Raw genomic sequence first — 24,782 nt, forward strand, 5'->3', positions numbered from 1 at the left:
ACGGCCGATGTCCGGTCGATGCGGTTTTTTTCCGAAGGGGATGCAAAATGCGGCGGATGTGTCTGGCCTTGTGGGGCGTGGTGATGGCGGCGGTTGTTCCGGTCGTCCGGGCGGATGAAGCGAAGCCGGGAACTGTGGATGCGACCAAGATCGTCGGCGTTTGGGAAGTGGTGAAATCCGGGACGACCCCGCCCGGCAGCACGATGGAATTTACCAAAGAAGGCACTTTCAAATCCCTCTTCAAAGGGCAGACGGTCAGTTTCGATGGCAAATACACGGTGAAGGACGGCAAGCTGACGATCACCCCGCCCGGCTTCACTCTGGCCATCAAAGAATTGACGGCGGACAAACTGGTGATTCCGGATCTCAGCGGCGCCACCGTCACCGAGTACAAGCGCCAGGGAGCCGCCGCCGGGGACCCGAAGCCCAAAGAAGGCGCCGGGAAGGAAAGCGCCGCGTCGGGCGTGCCGGACGGGTGGAAGCTCACCAACTTGGAGGATGGCAGCGGCCGCGTGTTGCTTCCGAAGAAAAACGCCGGCCACGGCTCTGAATCGTCCAGCTCCACGGACAACGGCGTCAGCATCTACACCAGCACGGAATCCTACGATTTCGACGGCGGCGTCAAGATGAGCATCACCTTCATTGAGAAGAAGCAAAAGGGAGAGGACAAGGAAGGAAAGGAAGCCAAGCCGTTCGCCCCGTTCCCCGCCAAGGACAAGAAAGCCGGGGGAACCCCCACCAAGCTGACGGACTTCGCCGGCGCCCACATGAAGGGCCGGACCTACACGAACGTCACCAAGGACGGCGTGACGGAACGGCACACGCTGTTCCAACGGGCCGACAACCGGATTTACATCCTGACCGTGTCCTCCAAGAACAAAGACAAGACAACCGACACGGCGGCTGACACGTTCTTGAAGAGCCTCGCCTTGAAACCGCTCAAATCGGCCGAATCGAAGAAGTAAGGGTTTGGAAAACACGGCCGGCGGGGACCACCCTTCCTCCCTTTCCGGCCGGTTGACTGATTAACGCAGATTTAAACAGCCACATTTGTCAATGATTCTCAAGAGCCCCACTGCGTGAGCGGTGGGGGTGGCCATCACGCTCTGGAAGCCACCCCCACCGCTCACGCAGTGGGGCTCTTGAATATCTCGCCAAAACTTCAAAAAGACTTTGTCAGGATGATTGATCGCGATTTTCGTCTGAACGATTTCAACACTTCTTCATGAGGCCGCTCGTTGCTCGGCAGGATCATTCTCACCAGCCCGGCGGCGGGGGTAAACCATTGTGGAACTTCAATCCGCGAACCGGCAAACATTAAAACCGAATCGACCCAGACGAAGATCAGATTGGCTGTTCGATGAGAAATACGGACGGATCGGGCCAGGCGAAGCTGGTAATTTCATTTCACCCAAGTCATTTCGGTTTGGCGCGAGACTCCTCGAACCGGGCCAATTCACGAAATTCCTTTTCGGCCAGTTGGGTGATATGCGCGGCCGGGTCGTTTTGGGCGAGGGCGGTCAGGATGGCGAGGCGGGCCTGCCGGTTTTCCTCGCGATTGGCGGACAGCGATTTGATGAAATGCTCTTCCCCGACCGTCGGAGAGGTTGATTTGCCATGCTCGATGATGGCTTTCAGCCGGGCGCTGGTTTCCGGATCGTTGGCCGAATCGAGTAACTTGGTCAGCGGGGCCACTCCCCGCTCTCCCCGGCCGCGCAACCGTTGGGCGGCGGCCTCCCGCTCGCGAAACGAATTGCTCGCCAGCAACCTCACATCCCCTTTCAATTCATCCTCCGTCAACGGCGGCTTCCATTTCGCCGCCTCGGCCAGCAGGGCTTTGAACTCGGGGTTGGTGTGGCTTTTGGGGAAGTAATAAGCCGCGGACAGACGCGCGATCATGTTGGGCGAGGCCCGCATCAGGCGATACTGTTCCTCGCCGACGGGATGGGCGTGGATGGGGATCTCTTTCCCTTTCCTTTCCAACCCAATGAATTCTGTGTGCGACGAGAAAAATTCGATTAATTTGGCGCATTCCAACCAGACGGACGGGTTGGGGGAGGAGCCCGAAATGCCCTCGGTTTCAAACACCCGCCAGAACTCTTCTCGGGAGAGCGTCGTCGACATCCAATCGATCATCAGTCGGGAATCACTCGCATACTTCTCTCTCGTGACCTCCAAGGCCAAGGGCAACAATTCTTTGATGTTGGTGTGCCGCACACAATCCCGATAAAATTCCGCCCGCTCGACGGATGATAATGTCCGGCCATGCTCCTTCAGGCGGGCAATCAGCTTTTCCCTCTCCGCAGAACTGTTTTCCGCTGGCCTGACGTTGATCTGGCGCCCGAAGTCAACCACCACGGGCGTCCTGTCTTGATCAACATTCTGTGCCGGATCATTCTCCCGGAACGTCGCCTGAATTTGAATATCCGCAGGTGTTGTGGAGATTTGATAATCATGGTGAAGGCTTATCAATTTTCGATGGGTTTCTTGGGGTTGGAGTTGATAATGCCTCGTTCCAGGCCGGGACCTTGTTCTCATAGAGTATATCCGAATCCGGCCATTCCACGGCGATTCAACAGGACGAGCCAGAAGCGCTTCATCTGACCAGCCAATCAAAACAATCGCCTCGTCACTGACATTGGTGATGGTGAGGCAAATCACACAAGGCCCGTCGGCTATTGCAAACACTTCATAACCAAACTTGACACTCGTCGGCGGCGTGTCGGCCCGGCCCGGTGAGGTAGCGAACAGGGCGATGAACAGGATCGCGAGCTGGAACATCCTTGCGAGCATGATGATTTCCGGGAAGGGTTCGAGAAAGCCCGGCCCTGACGGACCGGTCTGGGTTAGGCGGTCTTTCAGACCGGGCTTTCCACAGGGTAATCACGCCACAACCAATGTTCCGGGGGCAAGAGATTCGCCACCCGCCAGCCGCCCGGTCTGAAAGACCGGCCAACCCAGACCGGTCCGTCAGGGCCGGGCTTTCTGGGAGCCACCCGGCCGCTGACGCTGCTCGGCTCGCCAATACCAAAGAAGGTCCGGTTGTTTATTCCTTCACCAACCGCTTCAACGCCTCCCTCGCGTCTTTGTCCCCCAGTTTGGCGGCCTGGCGATACCATTCGATGGCTTTCGCTCCGTCCCGCTCCACTCCGAGGCCGCGTTCGTGGCAGTCGCCGAGGGTGAACATCGCATACTTGTTCCCGAGCGCGGCGGACTGGCGGAACCATTCGACGGCTTTTTTCTCGTCGCGGGGTACCCCGGCGCCGTCGAGATGGCAATTTCCCAGGAACCGCATCGACGTGTCGTTTCCGAGGGCGGCCGATTTGCCGAACCATTCGACGGCCGACTTTTCGTCCTTGGGCATGCCGATGCCGCGCAGGCAGCAAAGCCCGAGGCTGCACATCGCCGTGTCGTGCCCCAGCATGGCGGCCTTCCGATAAAGCCGGGCCGCCTGCTCAATGTCTTTCTCCACACCCAGGCCGATGTGATGCCAGTATCCAAGAGTGTTGATCGCGTCCGCATGCCCCGCCTCGGCCCCCTTCCGCATCCAAGCGACGGCCCTCTTCTCGTCCTTCTCCACGCCAAGACCCGCCTGAAGGCAATTCCCGAGCCGGGCCATCGCCATCGGGTTCCCCGACTCGGCCCCCTTGCGAAACCACCCGGCCGCCGCCTTCGCATCCCGCGAGACTTCGGCGCCCTCCGCGAAACAATCGCCGGTCAAAACCATCGCCATCGCCTGCCCCGCCTCGGCCAGCTTCTGCCACTCCGGCAACCGCCTCGGGGCGTTCTTCCCCAGCCACTTGGTCGCGCCCCCGGTCAACAGGGAAGATTCCTCATACGCCCGATACTCGGCGGCCAGTTCCGAGGCGGTCGCCGGCTCTTTCTTCGGTTGGGCGAGAAGGAGGCTGGGAAGCAGGAGTGTGAACGCGAGGCAGCGAATCATCATGGGACACCTAACAGGGAATAGACCAAAATGCCCGTCAAAACCAAGTTTGCGCTCGTCTTACTCTTGCTCCAAACGATCCAACGCTTTTTTGGCGTCTTCGTTCCCCAACTTGGCGGCCTTGCGATACCATTCGAGGGCCTTCTTTTCGTCTTTCTCCACCCCGCGACCGAACTCATGACAAAAGCCGAGATGACTCATGCAGTCCGTGTCTCCCAGATCGGCGCCCTTGCGATACCATTCGACCGCCTTCTCCTCGTCTTTGCGCACTCCCTCTCCCTTGAGATGGCAATGCCCAAGATTGGCCATCGACCGGGGGTTTCCCAAGTCGGCGGCTTTAAGCAACCATTCAACCGCTTTCTCATCGTCTTTGGCCACGCCAAGGCCGCGATGATGACAGTTTGCAAGGGCAACCATCGCCGTTGAATCCCTCCGGCCAGCCGCTTTGAGGAGCCAGTCGACCCCGGTTTTTTCATCTTCTTCCAACCCGACTCCAAAGAGATAACAATACCCAAGCTTCACCATCGCGTCGGAGAATCCCAAGTCGGCCGCTTTGCGATACCATTGGGCCGCTTCTTTCTCGTCCTTTTTCACTCCCAATCCATGCTGGAGACAATACCCGAGGCGGGACATGGCCCCCGTCTCTCCCTCAAGGGCGGCCTGACGATAGAGATCGACGGCCTTTTTCAAATCTTTTTCGACTCCGTAGCCATCCTCATGGCAATTCCCCAAGGCGGTGATGGCCGACGCATCTCCCAACTGGGCCGCCTTTCGATAGAGTTCGATGGCCTTCCCGGCGTCTTTTTCCAATCCAAAACCATTGGCATGGCAACGTCCAAGCTCGGTAAGCCCTCGCGCATTACCCAAGTCGGCCGCCTTTCGGAATAGTTCCACGGCCTTTTTCTCGTCCTTCACCGCCACGACGCCATGTTGGTGAAACATCCCGACTTCGATAATCGCATTGGTGTTCCCCAAATCGGCGGCGGTGCGATACCAATTAAGAGACTGCCGATCATCTTGGGGCACCCCGCGTCCTTCCAAATAGCAGGTGGCGAGGCTGAACATCGCCACGTCGTAACCCAACTCGGAGGCCTTTCGATAACAGATCGCCGCCTGGGTCTCGTCCCTGTCCGTCCCGATGCCGTCCCGATGGCAATTTCCCAAACCATCGAGCGCGTACGCGTTTCCCAATTCGGCAGCCTTGCGGAACAACTCAATGGCCTTTTTCGCATCTTTTTTCACTCCGGCGCCTTCAAGATGGCAATAGGCGAGATTGTTCATCGCCCAGGGGCTGCCCATTTCGACGGCCTGTTGATAAAGAAGAATCGCCGCCTTTTCATCTTTCTCCGCCCCGATGCCGCGCTGGAGGCATAGGCCGAGTTCGGTCATCGCCGTCGTGTCTCTCAACTCGGCGGCCTGACGGAAGAATTGAACGGCCTTTTTCTCGTCTTTGCCCACTCCAACGCCTTTTTGATGGCAAAACCCGAGTTGAGTCATGGCTGTCGCGCTCCCCAGATCAATCGCCTTCCGATAGAGATTGATGGCTTGTTTGACGTCTTTTTCCACCCCAAAGCCATTGAAATGGCAATTCCCCCAAGTCGTGATCGCCGACGCGTTCCCCAAGTCGGCGGCCTTGCGATACCACTCGGCGGCTTTCTTGGCGTCCTTATCGACGCCAAGGCCGCTCTCGTAACAATTCCCCAAATAAAGCATGGCCGAGTCATTGCCCAAGTCAGCGGCTTTGCGATACCATTCGGCGGCCTTCTTGGCATCTTTCTCCACTCCAAGACCGGATGTGTGGCAATTCCCAATCTCGATGATCGCCGGAGGGTGTCCCATGTCGGCGGCTTTTCGGTAAAACTCAATCGCTCGCTTTTCGTCCTTCTCCACTCCACGGCCGTTCAGGTGACACATCCCGAGCGTGGTGATCGCCATCGGGTTCCCCAAGTCGGCGCTCTTGCGATACCATTCGACGGCCTTCTTCTCATCTTTGGCCATCCCGGTACCTGTGAAGAAACGATATCCGACCATGCTCATCGCCATATCGTTCCCCGCATCGGCGGCTTTGCGGATCCATTCGGCCGACTTCTTTTCGTCCTTTGCGACCGCGATGCCGTCCCCGAAGCAATCGCCGGTCAGGATCATCGCCATCACGTTGCCGGATTCAGCCAGCTTTTGCCACTCGGCGAACCGTTTCGGGGCGTTCTTCCTCAGCCAAGTGTTTGATTCACCGGTTGTGAGAAAGAACGTTTTGTACGACTGATACTCGGCGTCCAATTCCGGAACCGTCGGCGAATCCTTCTTCGCTTGGGCGAAAATGAAACCGGGGAGCAACAGCCAGAGGACGAGGCAGCGAATCATGGGGACATCCGGCAAGGGAAGATAAGCAACATCACCACAGGAAATTTTCAGATAATCGGGGGAAGGAAGCGACCGGAAAAGGCACATGAGCCGACAGGATGGTTATTTTTTGTCCATCATCTTCAGGATGGCGCGGGCGGACTCGTCTCCCAGTTTGGCGGCCTTTTGATACCACTCGGCGGCCTTCTTCTCATCCTTTTCCACGCCGATGCCTCTCAGGTGGCAATCGCCGAGGCCGGACATCGCGCCCGCATGCCCCAGATCGGCGGCTTTTTGATACCATTCGACCGCTTTCTGTTGATCCTTTTCCACTCCCCGGCCGTCCCGGTGGCACATCGCCAGTTCATGGGCCGATTCCGGGTTATTTTCGCTGGCGCCCATGTGAAGCCAGTAAACGGCCAGCTTTTCGTCTTTTTCCGTCCCGAGGCCGTTCAGGAGACAATGGCCAAGGGCGTGATAGGCCGACACTTCCCCCAACCCCTGGGCCTGCTCATACCATTCGACGGCCTTCTTTTCGTCCTTTTCCGTCCCGATGCCATTCAGGAGGCAATCGCCAAGCCGGACCATGCCGGAAGCGCTTCGGAGATTGACGGCTTTGCGATACCACTCAACGGCTTTCTTCTCATCCTTTTTCACAAGCAGGCCGCGCTGATGGCGCCAGCCAACTTCGGCCATCGCATCCGGGTGCCCGAGATCGACGGCCTTTTGAAACCACTCGAAGGCTTTCTTCTCATCCTTCTCCACACCGACGCCGTCCCGGTGGCATACTCCCAGTTCGTGGGCGGCCGCCGGGTAATCCAGCCGGGCGGCCTGGTGAAAACATTCGACGGCCAGTTTCTCATCCCTCTCCGTTCCGAGTCCGTCTCGATGGCAATAGCCCAAAAAGTGGGCCGCCTCGGCATTCCCTCGTCTGGCCCCCATGCGATAGCACACAAACGCACGCACCGGGCTTTTCGTCGCCCCGATGCCCCGACGATAACAATGCCCGAGCTGACACATCGCCGAGTCGCTGCCGAGGTCGGCGGCCTTGCGATACCAATCAAACGCCTCTTCCTGGTCTTGTTCCTGCCCCGAGTGATCCCGGAGGTAATTCGCGTGGCTGACCATCCCGGCCGGGCTCCCTTCCCGAGCCGCCCGGCTGAAATAGTCGGCGGCTTGTTTCTCATCCTTTTCCACCCCGACACCGTTCAACAGGCAAAGCCCCAACTCGACCATTGCCTCGGCGTTTTCAAGTTTGACGGATTTTTGATACCACTCAACCGCCTTCTTCGCATCCTTCTCCGCCCCGACGCCTTTGGAGTGGCAAATCCCGAGGCGGCACATCGCCGTTGAGTTCCCAAGCCCGGCGGCCCGGCGGTAGAGTTCGACGGCTTTGTTCACGTCCTTGTCCGTTCCGCTTCCGTTTTCAAGGCAATAACCGAGTCCGAAGATCGCCACATCGTAGTTCTGTTCCGCGGCTTGCCGATACAGGAGGACGGCTTGTTTCTCGTCTTTGTCCACGCCGAAGCCTTGGAGGTGGCAAAACCCCAGTTCGGTGATGGCCATCACATCCCTCAGATCGGCGGCCTGCCGAAACAACTCGATGGCCCGCTGCTCGTTCTTTTCCATCCCCTGGCCTTGCTGATGGCACTTCCCCAAGATGTAGATCGCCTGTGAATGTCCCAAATCCGCGGCCTTCTGATAGAACTCGACCGCCCGGCCGATGTCCCTCTCCAAGCCGACGCCACTATGATGGCACAATCCCAAGGCAATGAGGGCAAACGGGCTTCCAAGATCGGCGGCTTTGCGATAAAGCACGATGGCCTTTTGTTCGTCTTTCTCCACCCCAAGGCCCCTCTGGAAACACGTCCCGAGGAGGAAGTAGCCGCCGGGGTTGCCGAGATCGATGGCCTTGCGAAAGTATCCGATGGCTTTCTTCTCATCCTTCTCCACGCCGACGCCTTTCAGATGGCACCCTCCCACGGCGACGATCGCCAGCTCATTGCCGAGGCCGGCGGCCTTTTGAAACCACTCCAGGGCTTTCTTGCCATCCTTCTTCACTCCGATGCCGGCATACTGGCGAGATCCGATCATGAACATCGCCATGTCGTTTCCCAACCCGGCGCCTTTGAGGAACCACTCGGCCGACTTCTTCTCGTCCCGCGCGGTCTCGACGCCATCGCCAATGCAATCACCGGCCAGCACCATCGCCCGCGCGTCACCGGCCTCGGCCAGTTTGAGCCATTCCGGGAATCGCTTCGGGGCGTTCTTCTTCAGCCAAATATTTGCTTCCCCGGTCTTGAGAGAGAACGCTTTGTACGACTGATACTCGGCGACCAATTCCGGAACAGCCTCGGGTTCTTTCTTCGCCTGGGCGAAAACGAAACCGGGAAGCAAAAACCAGAGCGCGAGGCAGCGAATCATGGGGCACCCGACAGGGAAACTTGGTTGAGGAAGATGAGATCTTCCCATTGGAATTTTCAGGGATTTGGCCCGGAGATGCGAGGGGAAAATGCGGGGATGCCCGGCGGAAAGGCGCCCGAGGGGAGGCCCGGCCCTGACGGACCGGTCTGGGTTAGGCGGTCTTTCAGACCGGGGCCGTTGGCGGGCGAATATGATTCGCCCCCCCAAGCATCCGGGCGGGGGCTTTCCCCATCAAAGTGCCCGGTCTGAAAGACCGATTAACTCAGACCGGTCCGTCAGGGCCGGGCTTTCTTTTCCCTACTCCCGCCCGATTTCCTTCAACGCCTCTTTGGCGTCTTTGTTCCCGAGTTTGGCGGCTTTGCGGTACCACTCGCCAGCCTTCTTCGGGTCTTTTTCCACGCCGCGGCCGTGGTCGTGGCAGTAGCCGAGTTGATACATAGAGACGGTGTCGCCCAGGTCGGCGGCCTTGCGGAACCATTCGACGGCCTTCTTGTCGTCCTGCACCAAGCCGTCGCCGACGAGGTGGCAGTTGCCGAGGAAGCCCATCGCGGCGGTGTTGCCGAGGTCGGCGGCTTTGCGGAACAGGGAGACCGCCCGCACTTCGTCCCTCGTCACGCCGAGGGCGCGTTGGTAACAATCGCCGAGGTTGCAGATCGCGGAGTCGTCGCCGAGGTCGGCGGCCCGGCGGTAGAAGAAGACCGCCTGCTCCTCGTCCTTCTTCACCCCGAGGCCGTTCATGTGGCAGTAGCCGAGGGAGTTGATCGCCCCCGCATGCCCCTGCTCGGCGGCCTGCCGAAACAGTTCGACCGCCTTCTTCGGGTCTTTGGCGACGCCGAGACCGGTCAGATGACACGTCCCCAGCGCGGCGATCGCGTTCAAATCCCCCAGCGCGGCGGCTTTGCGGAGCCATTCCACGCCCTGCTTTTCATCCTTCTCCACGCCGAGGCCGCGAAGGTAACAATGGCCGATGTTGTTCATCGCCAGCGTGTTGCCCAGTTCGACGGCCTGCCGATACAAGGCGAGGCCCTGCTTTTCATCCTTCTCCACGCCGAGGCCGTGCATGTGGCAGTCGCCGAGGCTGGTCATCCCGGCCGGGTTCCCCAGCGAGGCGGATTTGCGATACAGTTCGACGGCCTTCTTCAAGTCTCTTTCGGTTCCGACGCCGCTTTGAAAACAATGCCCGAGGCGGGACATCGCCATTGAGTCCCCCAGCTCGGCGGCCTGCCGATAGAGCTTGACGGCCTCCAGCGCGTCCTTCTCCGCGCCGACGCCGCTCAGGTGGCAGTTTGCCAGGGCGGTCATCGCCGGGGGATATCCCATCGCGGCGGCCTGACGATACCACTCGGCCGCCGCCTTCGGGTCCTTGTCCCCGCCGATGCCCCCGTCGCGGCAGAACCCGAGATCGGTCATCGCCTCGGCATTCCCGAGATGGGCCGCCCGGCGGAACCACTCGACGGCCTTCTTCTCGTCCTTCTCCACCAGAAAGCCGTTCAGATAAAAGGTGCCGCAGATGCGGGCCGCATAAGAGTTGCCCGACTCGGCGGCCTTCCGGAACAGCGGCAGCGCCTTCTTCTCGTCCTTCTCCATGCCGATGCCTTTGAGATGGCAAATTCCGAGGGCATAGATTGCCGATGGCTCGTCCAGATCGGCGGCCTTGCGGAACCATTCGGCCGCCTGCTTGAAATCCTTTTCCACCCCGTAGCCGTTCAGGTAACAATTGCCGAGCGAGGCCATCGCCATCGGATTGCCCATGCCGGCGGCCTTGCGATACAACTCAAGGGCTTTCCGGGCGTCTTTCTCCACCCCGGCGCCGTTAAGGAGGGAGTGTCCGAGTTCGGTCATCGCCCGCGAGCAACCGAGATCGGCGCCCTTGCGATACCATTCGACCGCCTGCTTGCCGTCCTTCTCCACGCCGATGCCCGTCTGAAGGCAATAGCCGATTCGGGACATCGCCATCGAATTCCCGAGGCCGGCCGATTTGCGATACAACTCCGCCGCCTCTTTGGCATCCCGTTCCACCCCGGCTCCCGCCACGTGGCGATTGGCGAGCATGAACATCGCCACGTCGTTCCCGGCGTCGGCGGCCTTCCGGCACCATTCGGCCGACGCCTTCGCATCAGGCGCGACGGCCACGCCCTCCCCCAGACAATCGGCGGTCAGGACCATCGCCGACACATTGCCGGCCTCGGCCTGTTTTTGCCACTCCGCGAATCGCTTGGGGGCGTTTTTCTCCAGCCACTTGATTGTGCCGCCGTTGGCGAGCAGAAACGTCTTGTATGACCGATACTCGGCCGCCAGTTCCGGGGCGGCCTCCGGTGTTTCCTTCTTTTCCTGGGCGATCATCAAACAGGGAAGCAACAGCCAAACCGCCAGACAACGAAGCATAAGGAACACTCGGAAAGAGAATCCGATCAAGACGGGACATGAGGGTCCATCTGATTTTCAGAGATTCAGGGGAGGAAGCCAGAGGAAAACCGGAAAGGGGGGGAAACCTGCCTCATGCCACCCGGCCCGCTCTCTTCCGAACGGTTTTGAAGGATGGTTTTGGTATTGGCGAGCCGAGCTCCGTAAGGAGCCGGGTGGCTTGCTGTGGTCGAACCGCCTCCCCTTTACTCAGCCTGACTCAAACCCGTGGCTAAAGCGACTTTTCCGCCGGGGGGCCACCCGGCAGCTTACGCTGCTCGGCTCGCCAAAACACAACCGGCGTGTTTCACCGATCAATCCGGCAATCCGGCAGGATTTTTTCCAGTTTCATCACGCCGTCGGCCGTGACTTTGGTGCGGGCCAGGCTCAGATAGCCGAGGTTCTTGAGGCCGTGGAGTTCGGGGAGGCCGGCGTCGGTCACTTTGGCGGAGTCGAGATCCAGCCATGTGAGGGCGGTGAGATGTTTCAAGTCTTTCAGCCCGGCGTCGGTCACGTCGCAGCCGGACAGAAACAGACTGGTGAGTTTGTCGAGGTTTTTGAATTCCTTCAGCCCCGCGTCGGTCACCTTGGCGTGATAGAGCCACAAACGATCAAGATTCGTGAGGTTCTTGATTTCTTTCAGCCCCGCGTCGGTGATCTGTTCGGGGAGTTCCAGGCTGGCGAGGGTTTTCAGATCCTTGAGTTCTTTCAGCCCCGCGTCCGTCACTTGTGTCGAAGCGATGTCCAGCCTCCGGAGTTTCTTGAATCCCTTGAGTTCCTTCATTCCCGCGTTGGTGATTTTGGTCGCGTTGAGTTGAAGGATCTCCAGTTGGTCAAGATTCTTGATCTCCCGCAGGCCGACGTCGGTCACCACCGTGTTGAACAAATGCAACTCCGTGAGATTGCGGAATTGTCCCACCGCCTTCATTCCGGCGTCGTCGGTGCTCGTGCTGCTGAGATCAAGCGCGGCCAGATTCTTGAGGTTCTTCAATTCGCCCAGCCCCTTGCCGGTGACCGGCAGGCCCGCGAGTTTCAACATTCGGAGTTTCTTTAAGCCCTTGAGTTCCGCGATGCCGAGATCGGTGATGTCCGTCGCGGAGTTCAACTCCAGCGAAACGAGGCGGTCAAGCCCCTGGAGTTCTTTCAGTCCCGCGTCGGTCACATGAGTCCGATGAAGGGACAGCCGGACGAGGCTCTTTATTTGCCCGACATGGGCCAAACCGTCGTCAAATATTTTCGGCTTTTCCGATGTTTGCCGAAGGTTCAAATCAGTCAGGTTTTTGAGATGTTTCAGATGCCGAAACCCCTCGACGCTTAAGTTCGTTCCGCAGAGGTTCAACACCCGGAGATTTGCCAGATCCTTGAGCCGGGCCAAGTCATCGTCGGTGATCTCGGCATCATGCAGATCGAGGCCGAACGGCACATTCACCTTGGGCAGATTGCCCGCCGGAAGCGACTTGAATTGAAACGCCGGGACCACGTTGTCGTCGGACAGGTCCGTGTCGGCGGCCATCCACTCCCACGAAACACCGGGATACGCCTCCGAACAAACTTCCATCGCCCCGTAGGTCGCCCAGAGCTTTTCGTAGGCCGCCACCGTCTCGACATCGACGGCCGGCTTCCTCGGCTTTGGCGCCGGCGCGGCCGGACTGTTCGCGGATGTGAACAACGAAAGCAACAAGGCGAGGCACAAGAATCGGGCGGTCACCGGGGAACCCTCCGGAAGAGTGGAGAGGTTTATGGTGACAGATTCGCCGGGGGATGGCAAAGGGAAACGGGGGCGGCGTTACATGCCCGGCCGGTTGTTGGCCCGGCCCTTACGGACCGGTCTGGATTAGCCGGTCTTTCAGACCGGAGTCGTTGAAGGGTGGAATCCGAAGCCCATCAACACGCCCGGCCTGAAAGACCGGAGTCGTTGAAGGGTGGAATCCGAAACCTATCAACACGCCCGGCCTGAAAGGCCGATTAACCCAGACCGGTCCGTGAGGGCCGGGCGATCAACCCCGCCGGGCCGACGCTAGCCTTTCAAACCCAAAATCGCCGCGCGACCACGCCAGCTTCGTGCAAATACGGGTCGAGCCGCTTGGCCAGTTTCGGCCAGTTTTGATGCGGGACCGCCGGGTAGAGATGATGTTCGAGGTGATAGAGATGCCGAAAGGCGATGGCGGAGGCGATCAGGCCGCGATAGGCGCGGGTTTGGGTGAGTTCATCATGGCCATCGGGATCATGCGGGATGTAGGAGGTGGCCAGCGGGATCAGCCAGCTTCCGGCGATCATCAGGGCGGCATAGATCAGGAACACCGGCGTGACGGGGGCGAGCAATGCCGAGGCGATGACGAGAGACAGGCAGGCCAGCGCTTCGCCGATCATCCACGCCCGGTCGCGGCCTCCCCGGCGGACGGCCCACCACCACGCGCGGTATTGGAGCGTCAGCCCGTCGCGGATGGCGCCGAGCCACGACATCCGCGCGGCCGCCCCTTCGATGTCGTCCGGCTCCGGGAATCTCGCGTGGTGATTCAGATGGATCGCCCGGTAGGCATGGCCGCTGCGCAAGGCGAGCAGTTCGATCACACACAGCATCACCTCGTTCATGCGGCCGGGCATCCCGAGCGAGCGGTGAACCAAATCATGCGACGTGGACGAATACGTGAAGAAACTCAACGCCATCAGCGACAGCACGGCCGCCGGCCACCAGTCGTTGATGGCGAACACGAAATAGGCCCCGGCGCAGGCGAACGGCACCATCAGACTGAATAGTCGCCGAAGCAACGACACATGAAGGAGGTCGGCGCCCAACAGCCGAAGCGGGGGAACGGAGGCGGCCGGGCGTGATGTTTCATCCGGCATGTCGGCTTGTCCTTCGCATCATCAAGGCCAGCCCGAGCGCGTGGAGGGCGGCCGCGGCAATGGCCGGGGCCAGATGAATCGGGTCGGTGTAGCCGATGGCGTAATGCACGGCGATGGCCGGGCCGAATGCTGCCGCCCCGCCGAGCGCCAGAACCCACCAAGCGGAGCCGTGCGGCTCCATGTGCCAGACGCAGGCGGTTGCCGCCAGCCCGGCCGAGACCATCGCCCCGCCGAACCCGACGCGGTCGTGCGCGATCAGCGGAACCAGTCTCGGGTTGAGCGCCCGCAGTTCATCCGTGCTCACGCTCAAATACGCGAGGTCTTGCGGCACAAACACCTCCGTCATCCCCAAACTTAAAATGACTACCCCGGCGACGATCGACCCGATACTGACCGCCAACAAACAAGCCCGCCCGGCCCCGGATCTCGTTCGCCAGTTCGGCCAGCCACGTGAAGGAACCGGCCGCCATCCGGCCGCCCGGCTTCGCCACATTCCGATCACATAACATGGCAGCAGCGTGAGGGTGGCCGCCCCGTGCCAGACATCGAAATAGCCTTGCGCAAAGTGGGCCAAAAAACTGGCGAATCCGACGATTCCACTGACGAGTAACGCCCGCCACGCCCACCCCTCGCGCCGCCGCAGGGGGACAAGCGCCAGCCAGAGATAAACGAGGCCGATGGATGCCACGACCCCGCCAAACGCGGCCCGGTCGTGAATCATGAAGTGAACAATCCGGCACCCGTGCCGCTCGCAAAGCTCCCCGGCCGACATCCCCAAAAATTGCTCGTCATGCGGCAAAAACCGCCCGTCGGCCGCCAGTCCGCACGCCACCACCCCGGCCAGCAACAACCCGCCCGACAGCGCGACCAGCCACCCCATCACGGCCCCCGGCGATAGAGACGCCTCGTGTTGATGAACCGGAGAATGTGGAAAAGGATAACGGATTTGGCCGGTGAGTTCGCCCGTCCATCTGTCTTGGCGAGCCGAGCAGCGTAAGCTGCCGGGTGGCTTCCGGCGGTCGAATCGCCTCCCCTTTACTCAGCCGGACTCAAACCTGTGGCTAAAGCGCCTTCCCGCCGGAAGCCACCCGGCAGCTTACGCTGCTCGGCTCGCCAAGACACAACCCGACCGCTGGCGCGGTTCGCCAAAACATATCAACCCGGCCGGGCGAACTCCGAACGCCCGCGATTATGTTTGACACCGGCCGGCCGCGCGCGTTAGCGTAAAAAGCATCTCCCTCCCACGGCGAAGCCGACCATGAAGACTCTCTTTCTCTCCCTCTTGTTGATTGCAATCAGCGCCGGAATGGTTCACGCCCAAAATCCGGGCGAACGCTCCAGAACCGTGACCATTGCCTTGGAGAAGGCGCTGAACAAGAAAATCGCGGACATCACCGAGGCCGATCTGGCGACGGTGACGGAGCTAAGCCTCCCGCACATCCACCTCCCGGCCTTCAACGACGACGACTTCGCCGGGCTGACCAAACTCAAAAAGCTCTCCTTCTTTTCCCTGTTCCACAAGAAAGCAAAACCAAACGAACCGGCCGCGATCAGCGGGAGGGTGTTTGCGAAGCTATCCAGCCTGGAAGAGTTGAACATCTCGGCCGACCAGCTCGGCCAGTTGCCGGACGATGTCTTCACGGGCCTCACGTCGCTGAAGGTCCTGAAGTTTAGCGAAGTGTCGATGACACGCCTGCCCAAGTCGATGCTGAACATGCCGAAGATCGAGACGATCTATTTCAGCGGCAAGGGCCTGAGCAAAGAAGATTACGCGCTTCTCAAAAAGAAACTCGGCGACAAGCTCAAGGTCGATCCGGATGAGTGAGTTGGCCCGGCCCGTCAGGGCGGGCAATTGTCTTGGCGAGCCGAGCAGAGTCACCCGGCCCTGACGGACCGGTCTGGGTTAATCGGCCTTTCAGGCCGAGGCCGTTGAAGGGTGGAAGCCGAACCCCATCAACACGCCCGGCCTGAAAGGCCGATTAACCCAGACCGGTCCGTCAGGTGGGCCTTCGCCCACAACCTTGCGTTCGACCTTCAGACCTGAAAGGCCGATTAACCCAGACCGGTCCGTCAGGGCCGGGCAATCAACCGGCCAAGTATCTTCACCAATTAACAACGCAATCCGGCATCGCTTTCATCAATTTTTTCACGCCGTCATCCGTGGTTTTGTTGCGGCCCAGTTCCAGCAAGACGAGTTTCTTGAAGGAGCGGAGTTCGAGCAAACCGGTGTCGGTCACTTCGCTGCCGATCAGACTCAGTTTGGCGAGTTTGTCGAAGTGTTTCAGTTCCTTCAATCCCGCGTCAGTCACCTGGCAGTTAATAAGAGACAAGGATTTGAGATTGACGAGGGGTTTGATTTCTTTCAGCCCGGCGTCGGAGATGCCCGAGGGGAGTTCCAAATCTTCAAGGCTTGTCAGTTCTTTGATTTCACTCAATCCCGCGTAGGTTACCATTGTCCGGACGATGTTCAGCCGCCGCAATTTTCGCAACCCCTTCAATTCCCTCAAGCCCGCATCGGTGATTTTGTTGAAGCATAGATAAAGCGATTCCAATTGGTCGAGGCGCCCGATCTCCCGAAGGCCGACATCGGTCACCGCCGCGACCGCCAGCCCCAATGTGGTGAGTCCGGCGAATTGGCCGACCGCCTTCATTCCGGCGTCGCCGATTTTCGTGCCGCCCAGATCAAGATACGTCAGGTTTTTGAGGTCCTTCAATTCGTCGAGTCCCTTGCCGGTGACAGGCAGGTTCACAAGGTCCAGCCTCCGAAGTTTGCTCAGCGCTCCGATTTCCTTCAATCCCGCGTCGGTGATATTTTTCGTGGAACTCAAATCCAGCGAGGCAAGCCGCGTCATTTCCCGCAGCGATTTCAATCCCGCGTCGGTGATGTTTTTCGCGGAGCCAAGATCCAGCGAGACGAGCCGAGTCAGCCCATGCAGTTCTTTCAATCCCGCGTCGCTCATGTCCAATCCCCGGAGGGACAGCCGGGTCAGATTCTTCAACCGTCCGACATGCCTCATGCCTTCGTCCGTGATGGCCTCGTTGCAATAGTCGGACCCGAGGTTCAAATCGGTCAGGTCATTGAAATGTTCCAAGTGTCGCAATCCCTCGTTGGTCACGCGAGGCAAGCTGACCGCTGATTGCCGGCTCACCACAATGACCGAGGGCCGAGGATTGGCGAGTTCGTCCTCGAGAAACACGCCGAGGTTTAACACGCGGAGATTTTTGAGGTTTTTGAGCCGGGCCAACTCCGCGTCGGAGATGTTGCATTCATAAAAATTGAGGCCGAACGGCACATTCACGGCGGGCAAATCATCCTCCGGGAATTTCGTGAACCGGAACGCCGGCAACACGGCATCGTCCGACAAGGCGCTGTCGGCCTTCAGCCATTTCCACGAAACATCATGATGCCGTTCCGAACAGACCTCCATCATTCCGTAAGTCGCCCCGAGTTTCTTGTACGCGGCAATCGTCGCGGCATCGACCGCCGGCATTTTCCTTTTCGGCGCCGGCGCCGCCGGGCTGTTTGCGGATGCGATCAAGGAAAGCAACAGGGTCAGGCCGGCGAGTCGGGCGGTCATTGGGGAAAACCTTGTTTGCGAGAACGAAACCATCGGCAAACCGCAAAGGCGTTGGCATTTTCAACGGTAGACATGGCAATACGGCAGGGCTTTCTTCAATTTCATCACGCCCTCGTCCGTGACTTTGGTGCCGAGAATCGCCAGAGAGTCGAGATCCTTGAAGGCATGGAGTTCGAGGAGGCCGGCGTCGGTCACGTCGCACTTGTTTAAAATCAAGTGGGCGAGCTTGTCGCAGTTTTTGAGTTCTTTCAACCCCGCGTCGGTCACTTTCCTGGCGTCCATCAGTGTCAGGACTCGCAGATTGACAAGGTTTTTGAGTTCTTTCAACCCCGCGTCGGTGATGTGTTCGGTGAGGTCCAGATGGATCAGGCTTGTCAGATCCTTGATTTCTTTCAGCCCGGCGTCGGTCACGGCCGTTTCGACGATTTCCAATCGCCGGAGTTTCTTGAGTCCCTTGATTTCCTTCATTCCCGCGTCGGTGGTTTTGGTGCGGCCGAGACGAAGGACTTCCAGTTGGTCAAGATGCCTGATCTCCCGCAAACCGGCGTCGGTCACCGCTGTATCGCTTAATTTCAGCGTTTTGAGATGGCTGAATGGCTTGAGCGCCTTCAAGCTGGCCTCATCAATTTTCGTGTGGCTGAGATCAAGATCCGTCAGGTTCTTGAGGTTTTTCAATTCGTCGAGGCCCGCGGTGGTGATTGGCAGACCTTCGAGATTCAACACCCGGAGTTTGTCCAGGCCGCCAAGTTCTTCCATGCCGGGGTTGGTGATTCTCTTCTCGGAGCCAAGGTCAAGCGAGACCAGCCGGGTCAGCCCCCGGAGTTCCTTCAACCCCGCGTTGCCCACGGCGGTTTCCTCAAGGGACAACCGGGTGAGGTTCTTTAGCTGCCCGACATGCCCCATCCCCTCATTCGTTATTTTCGGCGCTTTCGATGTCTGGCCGAGGTTTAAATCGGTCAGGTCTTTGAAGTGTCGAAGGTGTCGCAATCCCTCGTCGGTCACGCGGGTCGCGCGAAGGTTTAACACCCGGAGATTCGAGAGGTCTTTAAGCTTCGCCAAATCCTCGTCGGTGATTTTGGAGCGACTCAGATCGAGGCCAAACGGCACATTCACTTTGGGCAGGTCGCCGGCCGGAAGCGAGTTGAATCGAAACGCCGGCAACGCAGTTCCGTCAGGCATGTGTGCTTCGGCCCCCAGCCAGTACCACGAAGCTCCCGGATGCTGTTCGGAGCAAGTTTCCATGGCCCCGTAACCCGCCCCGAGTTTTTTATAAGCGGCGATCGTCTCCGCATCGATCACCGGTTTCTTCTCCCCAGGAGCGGCCGGGCCATTGGCGGAGACGATGAACGAAACCATCAGCGAGACACAAGCGAATCGGGCAAACATCGGGAATCACTCCGGAAAAAATTGGCCGGGTTTATGGTGACAGATTCGGCGGGGGATGGCAAAGGGAATCGTTGGCCGGTTGATCGCCGGGTTGATCGCCCGGCCCTGACGGACCGGTCTGGGTTAATCGGCCTTTCAGGCCGGGCGTTTTGCTGGGGTTTGGTTTCCACCCGTCAACGGCCCCGGCCTGAAAGGCCGGTTAACCCAGACCGGTCCGTCAGCTGGGCGTTTCGATGGTGTTTGATTTCCACCCGCCAACGGCCCGGCCTGAAAGGCCGATTAACCCAGACCGGTCCGTCAGGGCCGGGTAAACTGTTCTTTGATCTTGGCTTTCAACAATTCAATTGCGCTATTATGTTGATAGTACTCGGCGAAATCTAGCGGCGTTCGCCCTGAAGAATCCTTCAATAGTGGGTTGGCCCCCAAGGAGAGCAGGCATTTCGTTATTTTATCCGAAGGCTTTTGCTCGCTTTGCCAGGCGAAATCGCCCTCCGAATCCACCGACCAATGCAGAGGGGTTTGTTTTCCTTCTTCAATGGCGATATTAATATCAGCGCCATAACTGACCAATAATCGTGTTATTTCACAATCTTCTTGTTCCACCGCGCAAAAAATGGGCAGCAGATGCTCGCCGGGACAGATATTTGGATTTGCCCCGTTTTCCAAAAGCAGTTTAACGATGAATATATCTCCGCGAAAAGCCGCATCAGCCAAGGCATTGGCCATTTCATCTTGAGGTATTGGGGAATGCTGGCGGAGAAATTGTTCGACTTGCGCGAATGTCCCTGCTTTTGCCAGTTGTCGGAGCATGTCAAATCATCCTTTTTTGATCTGCTTCTTGTCAATCGACCTCTTCACACTGGTTGCGATGACAACCAGTGAAACCGGCAACACAAGTCAGGCGAACCGGGCGAACATCGGAAATCCCTCCGGAAAAATTTGGCCGGGTTATGGTGACGGATTCGGCGGGAAATGGCAAAGGGAATCGAGGCCGGTTGATCGCCGGGTTGATCGCCCGGCCCTGACGGACCGGTCTGGGTTAACCGGCCTTTCAGGCCGGGTGTATTGATGGGGTTCGGCTTCCACCCGCCAACGACCCCGGTCCGAAGGACCGGTTAACCCAGACCGGTCCGTCAGGGCCGGGCCGACAACCGGCTTGGTGTCTTCACGAACTAACCAAACAAAGCGGCAGGGCTTTCTGCAATTTCATCCTGCCCTCGGCCGTGATGCTGTTGCCGCCCAGATTCAGATATTCCAGTTTCTTGAGGCCGTAAAGCTCGCCGATTCCGGCATCGGTCAGTTCACAGTCGGACAGTTCCAAGTGGTTGAGATTGGCAAGGCTTTTCAATTCTTTCAATCCCGCGTCGGTCACCATCGCATGACTAACCACCAAGTGGCCCAGATTGGCGAGGTTTTTGATCTCCTTCAATCCCGCGTCGGTGACGTGTTCGGAGAGGGTCAGGTTGACAAGAGTTTTCATGTCTTTGATTTCTTTCAATCCAGCGTCGGTCGTTGCCGTGCCGCTGATGTCCAGTTCCCGGAGTTTCTTGAGTCCCCTCAGTTCCTTCAATCCCGCGTCGGTGATTTTGGTGTCGCCGAGACGAAGTGCCTCCAATTGACCGAGGCGCCCGACCTCCCGCAGGCCGGTGTCGCTCGTGGCCGTGCCGTACAACTCCAATTCCTTGAGGCGGACAAGCTGGCCGAGCGCCTTTGTTCCGGCGTCGTCGAGTTTCGTCCGGTTAAGATTCAGTTGCGTCAGGCTCTTGAGGTCTTTCAATTCATGGAGGTCTTTGCCGGTGATTGGCAGGCCCGAGAGACCCAGCGTCTGGAGCTTGTCCAGGCTATTGAGTTCTTTCAAGCCGGAGTCGGTGATGTTGTTCGCCTCGCAAAGATCCAGCGAGACGAGCCGGCTCAACCCCCGAAGTTCTTTCAGCCCCGCGTCGCCCACGCTGGTTCTCTGAAGAGACAACCGGACAAGGTTCTTCAATTGCCCGACATGTTTCATGCCGTCGTTCGTGACGCCCGGCCTGCCCGATTTTCGCTCAAGGCTCAGATCGGTCAGGTCTTTGATGTGCCCGAGATGTCGCAATCCCTCGTCGGTCACGTCTGTCCACCAAAGACACAACAGCCGGATGTTGGCCATGTCCTTGACCCGGTCCAAATCCGCGTCGGTGATTTTGGGACCAACCAGCACCAGCCCGAACGGCACATCCACCTTGGGCAGACGGCCCCCCGGAAGAGACGTGAATTGGAAAGCCGGCAACACCGGGCCTTCCGGCAGGCGCGTTTCGTCGGACCACAAAAACCACTCCGGATCGGGATATTGTCCGGAACAGACAGAAATGGCGAAGTAGTCCGCCCCAAGCTCCCGATACGCGGCAATCGTCTCGGCATCAAGCAGCGGCTTCCCCGGCGCCGGCCTTGGCTTCGGCGCGGCCGGACTGCTTGCGGCGACGAGCAATGAAAGCAACAAGGCGAGGCCGGCGAATCGGGCGGTCATCGGGAATCCCTCCGGAAAAAGTGGGCCGGGTTTATGGTGACAGATTCGGCGGGAGATGGCAAAGGGAATCGATGTCATCTGTCTTGGCGAGCCGAGCAGCGTGAGCTGCCGGGTGGCTTCCAGTGGGAAAGTCACTTCAGCCACGGGTTTGAGTCTGGCTGAGTAAAAGGGAAGCGGTTCGACCACCGGGAGCCACCCGGCAGCTCACGCTGCTCGGCTCGCCAAGACAAACGCCCGGCCTGAAAGGCCGGTTAACCCAGACCGGTCCGTCAGTCAAGGCCGGGCCGTTTTGGCTGGTCGCCTCGGCCGGGTCTTTGCCGAAAATCTTCGCCATTTTGTCAGTCGTTTTTCGCATCAATGATCTTTGATGTGGAATTCGTTCCAAAAACGGCGTTTGTCATGTTTGTTTTCCCAAAATCGACCACCGGCAATGACTGGTCGAATATTCCCATGATTCTCTCTTGTGTTGACGGGACCAGAAACTCAATGTTATGAGGGCTGTTTTGGATCAAGCACCCTCCCATGGAATTATCATAAAATGAGGTGTTTGTAAAATCACAATTGTCAAATACGCATTCGTCAAATTCAGTTGTTGAGATCGAGGATTTTACAAATGAGCAATTCACAAAGTGACAGCTATACAGAGTGCATCCTGTGAATTTCGCATTGTCAAAACGACAATTTTCAAACCGTGTTTTCGGTGAAAATCCGCAGGATCTGAATTTGCATTTTGAAAAATCACAATCGATGTGATTGGAGCTGATCTGCGATTGAATCGAGGCTCCGACAAACCGGCAATTCGACAGGGAAGACCTCCCGATCCCGACAACGGGGTCCCATTTGGCGGCCGAAAAATCAATGTGCGACATTTCCGCCTTGATGATGAATTTGCCAAGCGGAAACGCTATTAAATCGCAGTATTCGACGGCCCCTGTCGCAATCACGCCGGTCAATTCCTTCAACAAGGAGAAATCAACCACGCCGGGCGACAATAACGCCTCGATTTGGGCGACCGTCTTTTTGTCCCATCGACTGGCGGCTTTTGATTGCGGCTTTTTCTTGTCTTTCATTGAGCGGGAACCTTTGATCGTTTGCGCGGCCGGGTTGTTTTCACCGGACAATCCGGCAGTTTGGCAGCATCTCTTTTAGTTCCTCCACGCCGAGGTCCGTGACTTTGGTGCAGTCGAGCCTCAGATCGGTGAGATGGCGTAAGCCGTGGAGTTCGACGAGGCCGGCATCGGTCACTTTGCAAAATGTCAGACACAGGCTGGTGAGCTTCTCGAAGTTTTTGATCTCCTTCAATCCCGCGTCGGTCACCTGATCTTCATGAAACTGGAGATCGCGCAGATTGACGAGGTTGCGGAGATTCTTCAACCCCGCGTCGGTGGTGTGCGAGGAAAAGTCCAAGGCGGTCAGGGTGGTCAGGTCTTTGATCTCCTTCAATCCGTCGTCCGTGACGGCCGTTGCGCGCATCCCCAGCCGGCTGAGCTTTTTGAATCCCCTCAGTTCTTTCAATCCCGCGTCCGTGATTTTAGTAAGGCAGAGTTCAAGATATTCCAGTTGGTCAAGGCGTTTGATCTCCCGCAAACCGGCGTCCGTCACCCCCGTACAGAAGAGCGTCAACTCGGCGAGGAGGTCAAACTGCCCGAGCGACTTCAATCCGGCATCGTCAATTTTCGTCCGTCCGAGATTGAGAATCCTCAGTCTCCGGAGCTCTTTCAATTCGTCGAGGCCCCGGTTGGTGATTGGCAGTTCTCCCAAGTCGAGCGCCCGGAGGTTGTCCAGCCGGGCGAGTTCTTTCAGCCCGGCGTCGGTGATGCCTCTCGCGCCGCGCAGGTCAAGCGAGACGAGCCGGGGCAGCCCGCGGAGCTCCCTCAACCCCGCGTCGGTCACGTCGGTTCCGCGAAGAACCAGCCGGGTGAGGTTTGTCAGCCGCCCGACATGCATCAGGCCCCCGTCGGTGATTTTCCGTGAAATCACTGTTTGCGAAAGGTTCAAGTCCGTCAAGTTTTTGAACCGTTCCAAGTGCCGCAGCATCTCGTCGCTCGTGAACGTTTGCGCGAGGTTCAACACCCGCAGGTTGGTCAAATGGCCGAGCCGGGCCAAATCCTCGTCCTTGATTTCGGAATGCTGCAAATCCAGGGCGAACGGCACATTCACCTCCGGCAACCCCCCTTCCGGAAGCCTTCGGAATCGAAACGCCGGCAACACGTCGGCTTCCGGCCGGTCCGCGTCGGCGGCCAGCCATTCCCACGAAGCGCCGGGATGCCGTTCCGAACAGACTTCCATCTTCCCGAACCGGGCGCCGAGCGCCTGATACAACTCCACCGTTTCGGCATCAATGACCGGCTTCTTCGATTTCAGCGCCGGCGCCGCCGGGCTGTTCGCGGAGACGAACAACACCGCCAGCAAGGCGACCCGGCCGAATGGGAACCGCATGGAAAATCCTCCGTGAAGTTGGCCGGGTTATGGTGACAGATTCGGCGGGGAATGGCAAAGAGAATCGGGGGCGGGTTGATCGCCGGGTTGACCGCCCGGCCCTGACGGACCGGTCTGGGTTAATCGGCCTTTCAGGCCGGGCGTTTTGACGGGTTTCGGATTCCACCCTTCAACGACTCCGGTCTGAAAGACCGGCTAATCCAGACCGGTCCGTGAGGGCCGGGCGCACCCATCGGTCAATGATAATTTTGGTAACATCATGCAACCATCTCACATTGCCCCCGAAAAGGCAGGCGGGTAGCATGGCGGGGAGGATCGAAGGACCTGACCGTCGGCCCCCTCCTCCTCGGGCAGGACCATTCGCTTCCGTCCACACTCAGGAGTCCCATGTTTAAGAAGATGCTTGCCGCCTCCGTGCTGGTGGCGATGATCGTCGGATTCGCCGTGGCCGAGGAATTTGACGCCGTGATCGACGGCCCGAGCCGGGATTTCACCAAGCGAACAAAGTCTGCTGAAAAGCTCGTCTTCGGCAAACTAACGCTGGATTCAAAAGGCAAGGTCGTCGGCACGGTCTACAAGGAAGGGACGGTGACCAAGGACACGAAAGTCGTCATGGGAACCTATGACGAGAAGAAGAAAAAAGCGACGCCGGGCGAGGCCATCGAAGGAGGCATCGCGTCCGATCTCTTCAAGGACAAAGGGAGCGTGCTGCGTCTGCGGGTGACCATCGCGGACGACAAAACAACCATCAAACAAATCGTGGTGACCAACACGGATGAAAAGCTCGTCCAGGCCGATCTGGAATTCGACGCCATCCTCAAGCGACGCGGCGCCCAAACCAACGGCTTCGGGGCGATCTCTTATGTCCGCACGGAACTAAATAGGTCCCGCCCTGCCCGAAAGTATCGGTGATTTTAGACAG

Annotated in this window: 17 protein-coding genes; 3 read left to right on the forward strand and 14 right to left on the reverse strand. The window is 58.7% G+C overall.

Annotated features, from left to right (window positions below):
- The first annotated feature begins 47 nt into the window (after positions 1-47).
- Positions 48-965 carry a lipocalin family protein gene (locus tag BGIM_RS0142775; RefSeq protein WP_020475726.1) on the forward strand — a complete coding sequence of 306 codons (918 nt, stop codon included), beginning with the start codon at positions 48-50 and terminating at the stop codon, positions 963-965.
- Between the two features lie 451 nt (positions 966-1,416).
- Here the strand turns inward: BGIM_RS0142775 and BGIM_RS0142785 are convergent, their stop codons facing one another.
- The 8 genes from BGIM_RS0142785 to BGIM_RS0142820 all read right to left on the reverse strand — a co-directional run bounded on the left by BGIM_RS0142785 (position 1,417) and on the right by BGIM_RS0142820 (position 14,837).
- Positions 1,417-2,355, reverse strand: a complete 939-nt coding sequence (locus tag BGIM_RS0142785) for a hypothetical protein (protein ID WP_238537827.1) — start codon at positions 2,353-2,355, stop codon at positions 1,417-1,419.
- Between the two features lie 691 nt (positions 2,356-3,046).
- On the reverse strand, positions 3,047-3,946 hold the full coding sequence (locus BGIM_RS0142790; protein WP_020475729.1) for a tetratricopeptide repeat protein: 900 nt from the start codon (positions 3,944-3,946) through the stop codon (positions 3,047-3,049).
- A 57-nt stretch (positions 3,947-4,003) separates the two neighbouring features.
- The gene (locus BGIM_RS59340) at positions 4,004-6,304 is read right to left on the reverse strand and encodes an SEL1-like repeat protein (protein WP_162136348.1); all 2,301 of its coding nucleotides are present in this window, start codon (positions 6,302-6,304) and stop codon (positions 4,004-4,006) included.
- Between the two features lie 102 nt (positions 6,305-6,406).
- On the reverse strand, positions 6,407-8,707 hold the full coding sequence (locus tag BGIM_RS0142800; protein WP_020475731.1) for a tetratricopeptide repeat protein: 2,301 nt from the start codon (positions 8,705-8,707) through the stop codon (positions 6,407-6,409).
- Positions 8,708-9,004: 297 nt separating this feature from the next.
- Positions 9,005-11,092 carry a tetratricopeptide repeat protein gene (locus tag BGIM_RS55530; protein WP_020475732.1) on the reverse strand — a complete coding sequence of 696 codons (2,088 nt, stop codon included), beginning with the start codon at positions 11,090-11,092 and terminating at the stop codon, positions 9,005-9,007.
- A 325-nt stretch (positions 11,093-11,417) separates the two neighbouring features.
- Positions 11,418-12,818 (reverse strand): leucine-rich repeat domain-containing protein, encoded by a 1,401-nt coding sequence (locus BGIM_RS0142810; RefSeq protein ID WP_020475733.1) that lies wholly within the window; start codon positions 12,816-12,818, stop codon positions 11,418-11,420.
- A gap of 317 nt (positions 12,819-13,135) precedes the next feature.
- Positions 13,136-13,957, reverse strand: a complete 822-nt coding sequence (locus BGIM_RS60805; protein ID WP_020475735.1) for a fatty acid desaturase family protein — start codon at positions 13,955-13,957, stop codon at positions 13,136-13,138.
- Positions 13,947-14,837, reverse strand: coding sequence for a hypothetical protein (locus tag BGIM_RS0142820; RefSeq protein WP_020475736.1), 891 nt, complete (start codon positions 14,835-14,837; stop codon positions 13,947-13,949). Before BGIM_RS0142820 ends, BGIM_RS60805 begins: the two co-directional genes overlap by 11 nt.
- 378 nt (positions 14,838-15,215) lie before the next feature.
- Between BGIM_RS0142820 and BGIM_RS0142825 the strand changes: the two genes are divergently transcribed.
- A complete protein-coding gene (locus BGIM_RS0142825) occupies positions 15,216-15,782 on the forward strand; it encodes a leucine-rich repeat domain-containing protein (protein ID WP_020475737.1) in 567 nt (188 codons plus the stop codon).
- A gap of 277 nt (positions 15,783-16,059) precedes the next feature.
- On the opposite strand, the gene BGIM_RS0142830 is transcribed toward BGIM_RS0142825, so the two are convergent.
- From BGIM_RS0142830 to BGIM_RS0142865, 6 genes are all read right to left on the reverse strand, one after another.
- Positions 16,060-17,535, reverse strand: coding sequence for a leucine-rich repeat domain-containing protein (locus tag BGIM_RS0142830; protein ID WP_029631851.1), 1,476 nt, complete (start codon positions 17,533-17,535; stop codon positions 16,060-16,062).
- 60 nt (positions 17,536-17,595) lie between these two features.
- Complete coding sequence (locus BGIM_RS0142835) at positions 17,596-18,921, reverse strand: leucine-rich repeat domain-containing protein (protein ID WP_020475740.1); 1,326 nt, start codon at positions 18,919-18,921, stop codon at positions 17,596-17,598.
- Positions 18,922-19,218: 297 nt separating this feature from the next.
- Positions 19,219-19,731, reverse strand: coding sequence for an ankyrin repeat domain-containing protein (locus tag BGIM_RS60010; protein ID WP_020475741.1), 513 nt, complete (start codon positions 19,729-19,731; stop codon positions 19,219-19,221).
- 355 nt (positions 19,732-20,086) lie between these two features.
- Entirely contained in the window at positions 20,087-21,421 is a 1,335-nt protein-coding gene (locus tag BGIM_RS0142850; protein ID WP_020475743.1) for a leucine-rich repeat domain-containing protein, read from the reverse strand.
- Between the two features lie 338 nt (positions 21,422-21,759).
- On the reverse strand, positions 21,760-22,542 hold the full coding sequence (locus tag BGIM_RS0142860) for a pentapeptide repeat-containing protein (RefSeq protein ID WP_020475745.1): 783 nt from the start codon (positions 22,540-22,542) through the stop codon (positions 21,760-21,762).
- Entirely contained in the window at positions 22,532-23,860 is a 1,329-nt protein-coding gene (locus BGIM_RS0142865) for a leucine-rich repeat domain-containing protein (protein ID WP_020475746.1), read from the reverse strand. Before BGIM_RS0142865 ends, BGIM_RS0142860 begins: the two co-directional genes overlap by 11 nt.
- 387 nt (positions 23,861-24,247) lie before the next feature.
- Between BGIM_RS0142865 and BGIM_RS0142870 the strand changes: the two genes are divergently transcribed.
- Positions 24,248-24,772 (forward strand): hypothetical protein, encoded by a 525-nt coding sequence (locus tag BGIM_RS0142870; protein ID WP_020475748.1) that lies wholly within the window; start codon positions 24,248-24,250, stop codon positions 24,770-24,772.
- The last annotated feature ends 10 nt before the right edge of the window (positions 24,773-24,782 follow it).

Origin of the sequence: Zavarzinella formosa DSM 19928, assembly GCF_000255705.1 — a bacterium.
GTDB classification, from domain to species: Bacteria; Planctomycetota; Planctomycetia; order Gemmatales; family Gemmataceae; genus Zavarzinella; species Zavarzinella formosa.

What these genes read in the sequence shown, in the direction of transcription:
- BGIM_RS0142775 (WP_020475726.1), top strand. Translation starts at nt 48, where the DNA reads ATGCGGCGGATGTGTCTGGCCTTGTGGGGCGTGGTGATGGCGGCGGTT.
- BGIM_RS0142790 (WP_020475729.1), bottom strand. Translation starts at nt 3,946, where the DNA reads ATGATGATTCGCTGCCTCGCGTTCACACTCCTGCTTCCCAGCCTCCTT.
- BGIM_RS59340 (WP_162136348.1), bottom strand. Translation starts at nt 6,304, where the DNA reads ATGATTCGCTGCCTCGTCCTCTGGCTGTTGCTCCCCGGTTTCATTTTC.
- BGIM_RS0142800 (WP_020475731.1), bottom strand. Translation starts at nt 8,707, where the DNA reads ATGATTCGCTGCCTCGCGCTCTGGTTTTTGCTTCCCGGTTTCGTTTTC.
- BGIM_RS55530 (WP_020475732.1), bottom strand. Translation starts at nt 11,092, where the DNA reads ATGCTTCGTTGTCTGGCGGTTTGGCTGTTGCTTCCCTGTTTGATGATC.
- BGIM_RS60805 (WP_020475735.1), bottom strand. Translation starts at nt 13,957, where the DNA reads ATGCCGGATGAAACATCACGCCCGGCCGCCTCCGTTCCCCCGCTTCGG.
- BGIM_RS0142820 (WP_020475736.1), bottom strand. Translation starts at nt 14,837, where the DNA reads ATGGGGTGGCTGGTCGCGCTGTCGGGCGGGTTGTTGCTGGCCGGGGTG.
- BGIM_RS0142825 (WP_020475737.1), top strand. Translation starts at nt 15,216, where the DNA reads ATGAAGACTCTCTTTCTCTCCCTCTTGTTGATTGCAATCAGCGCCGGA.
- BGIM_RS0142830 (WP_029631851.1), bottom strand. Translation starts at nt 17,535, where the DNA reads ATGACCGCCCGACTCGCCGGCCTGACCCTGTTGCTTTCCTTGATCGCA.
- BGIM_RS0142835 (WP_020475740.1), bottom strand. Translation starts at nt 18,921, where the DNA reads ATGTTTGCCCGATTCGCTTGTGTCTCGCTGATGGTTTCGTTCATCGTC.
- BGIM_RS60010 (WP_020475741.1), bottom strand. Translation starts at nt 19,731, where the DNA reads ATGCTCCGACAACTGGCAAAAGCAGGGACATTCGCGCAAGTCGAACAA.
- BGIM_RS0142850 (WP_020475743.1), bottom strand. Translation starts at nt 21,421, where the DNA reads ATGACCGCCCGATTCGCCGGCCTCGCCTTGTTGCTTTCATTGCTCGTC.
- BGIM_RS0142865 (WP_020475746.1), bottom strand. Translation starts at nt 23,860, where the DNA reads ATGCGGTTCCCATTCGGCCGGGTCGCCTTGCTGGCGGTGTTGTTCGTC.
- BGIM_RS0142870 (WP_020475748.1), top strand. Translation starts at nt 24,248, where the DNA reads ATGTTTAAGAAGATGCTTGCCGCCTCCGTGCTGGTGGCGATGATCGTC.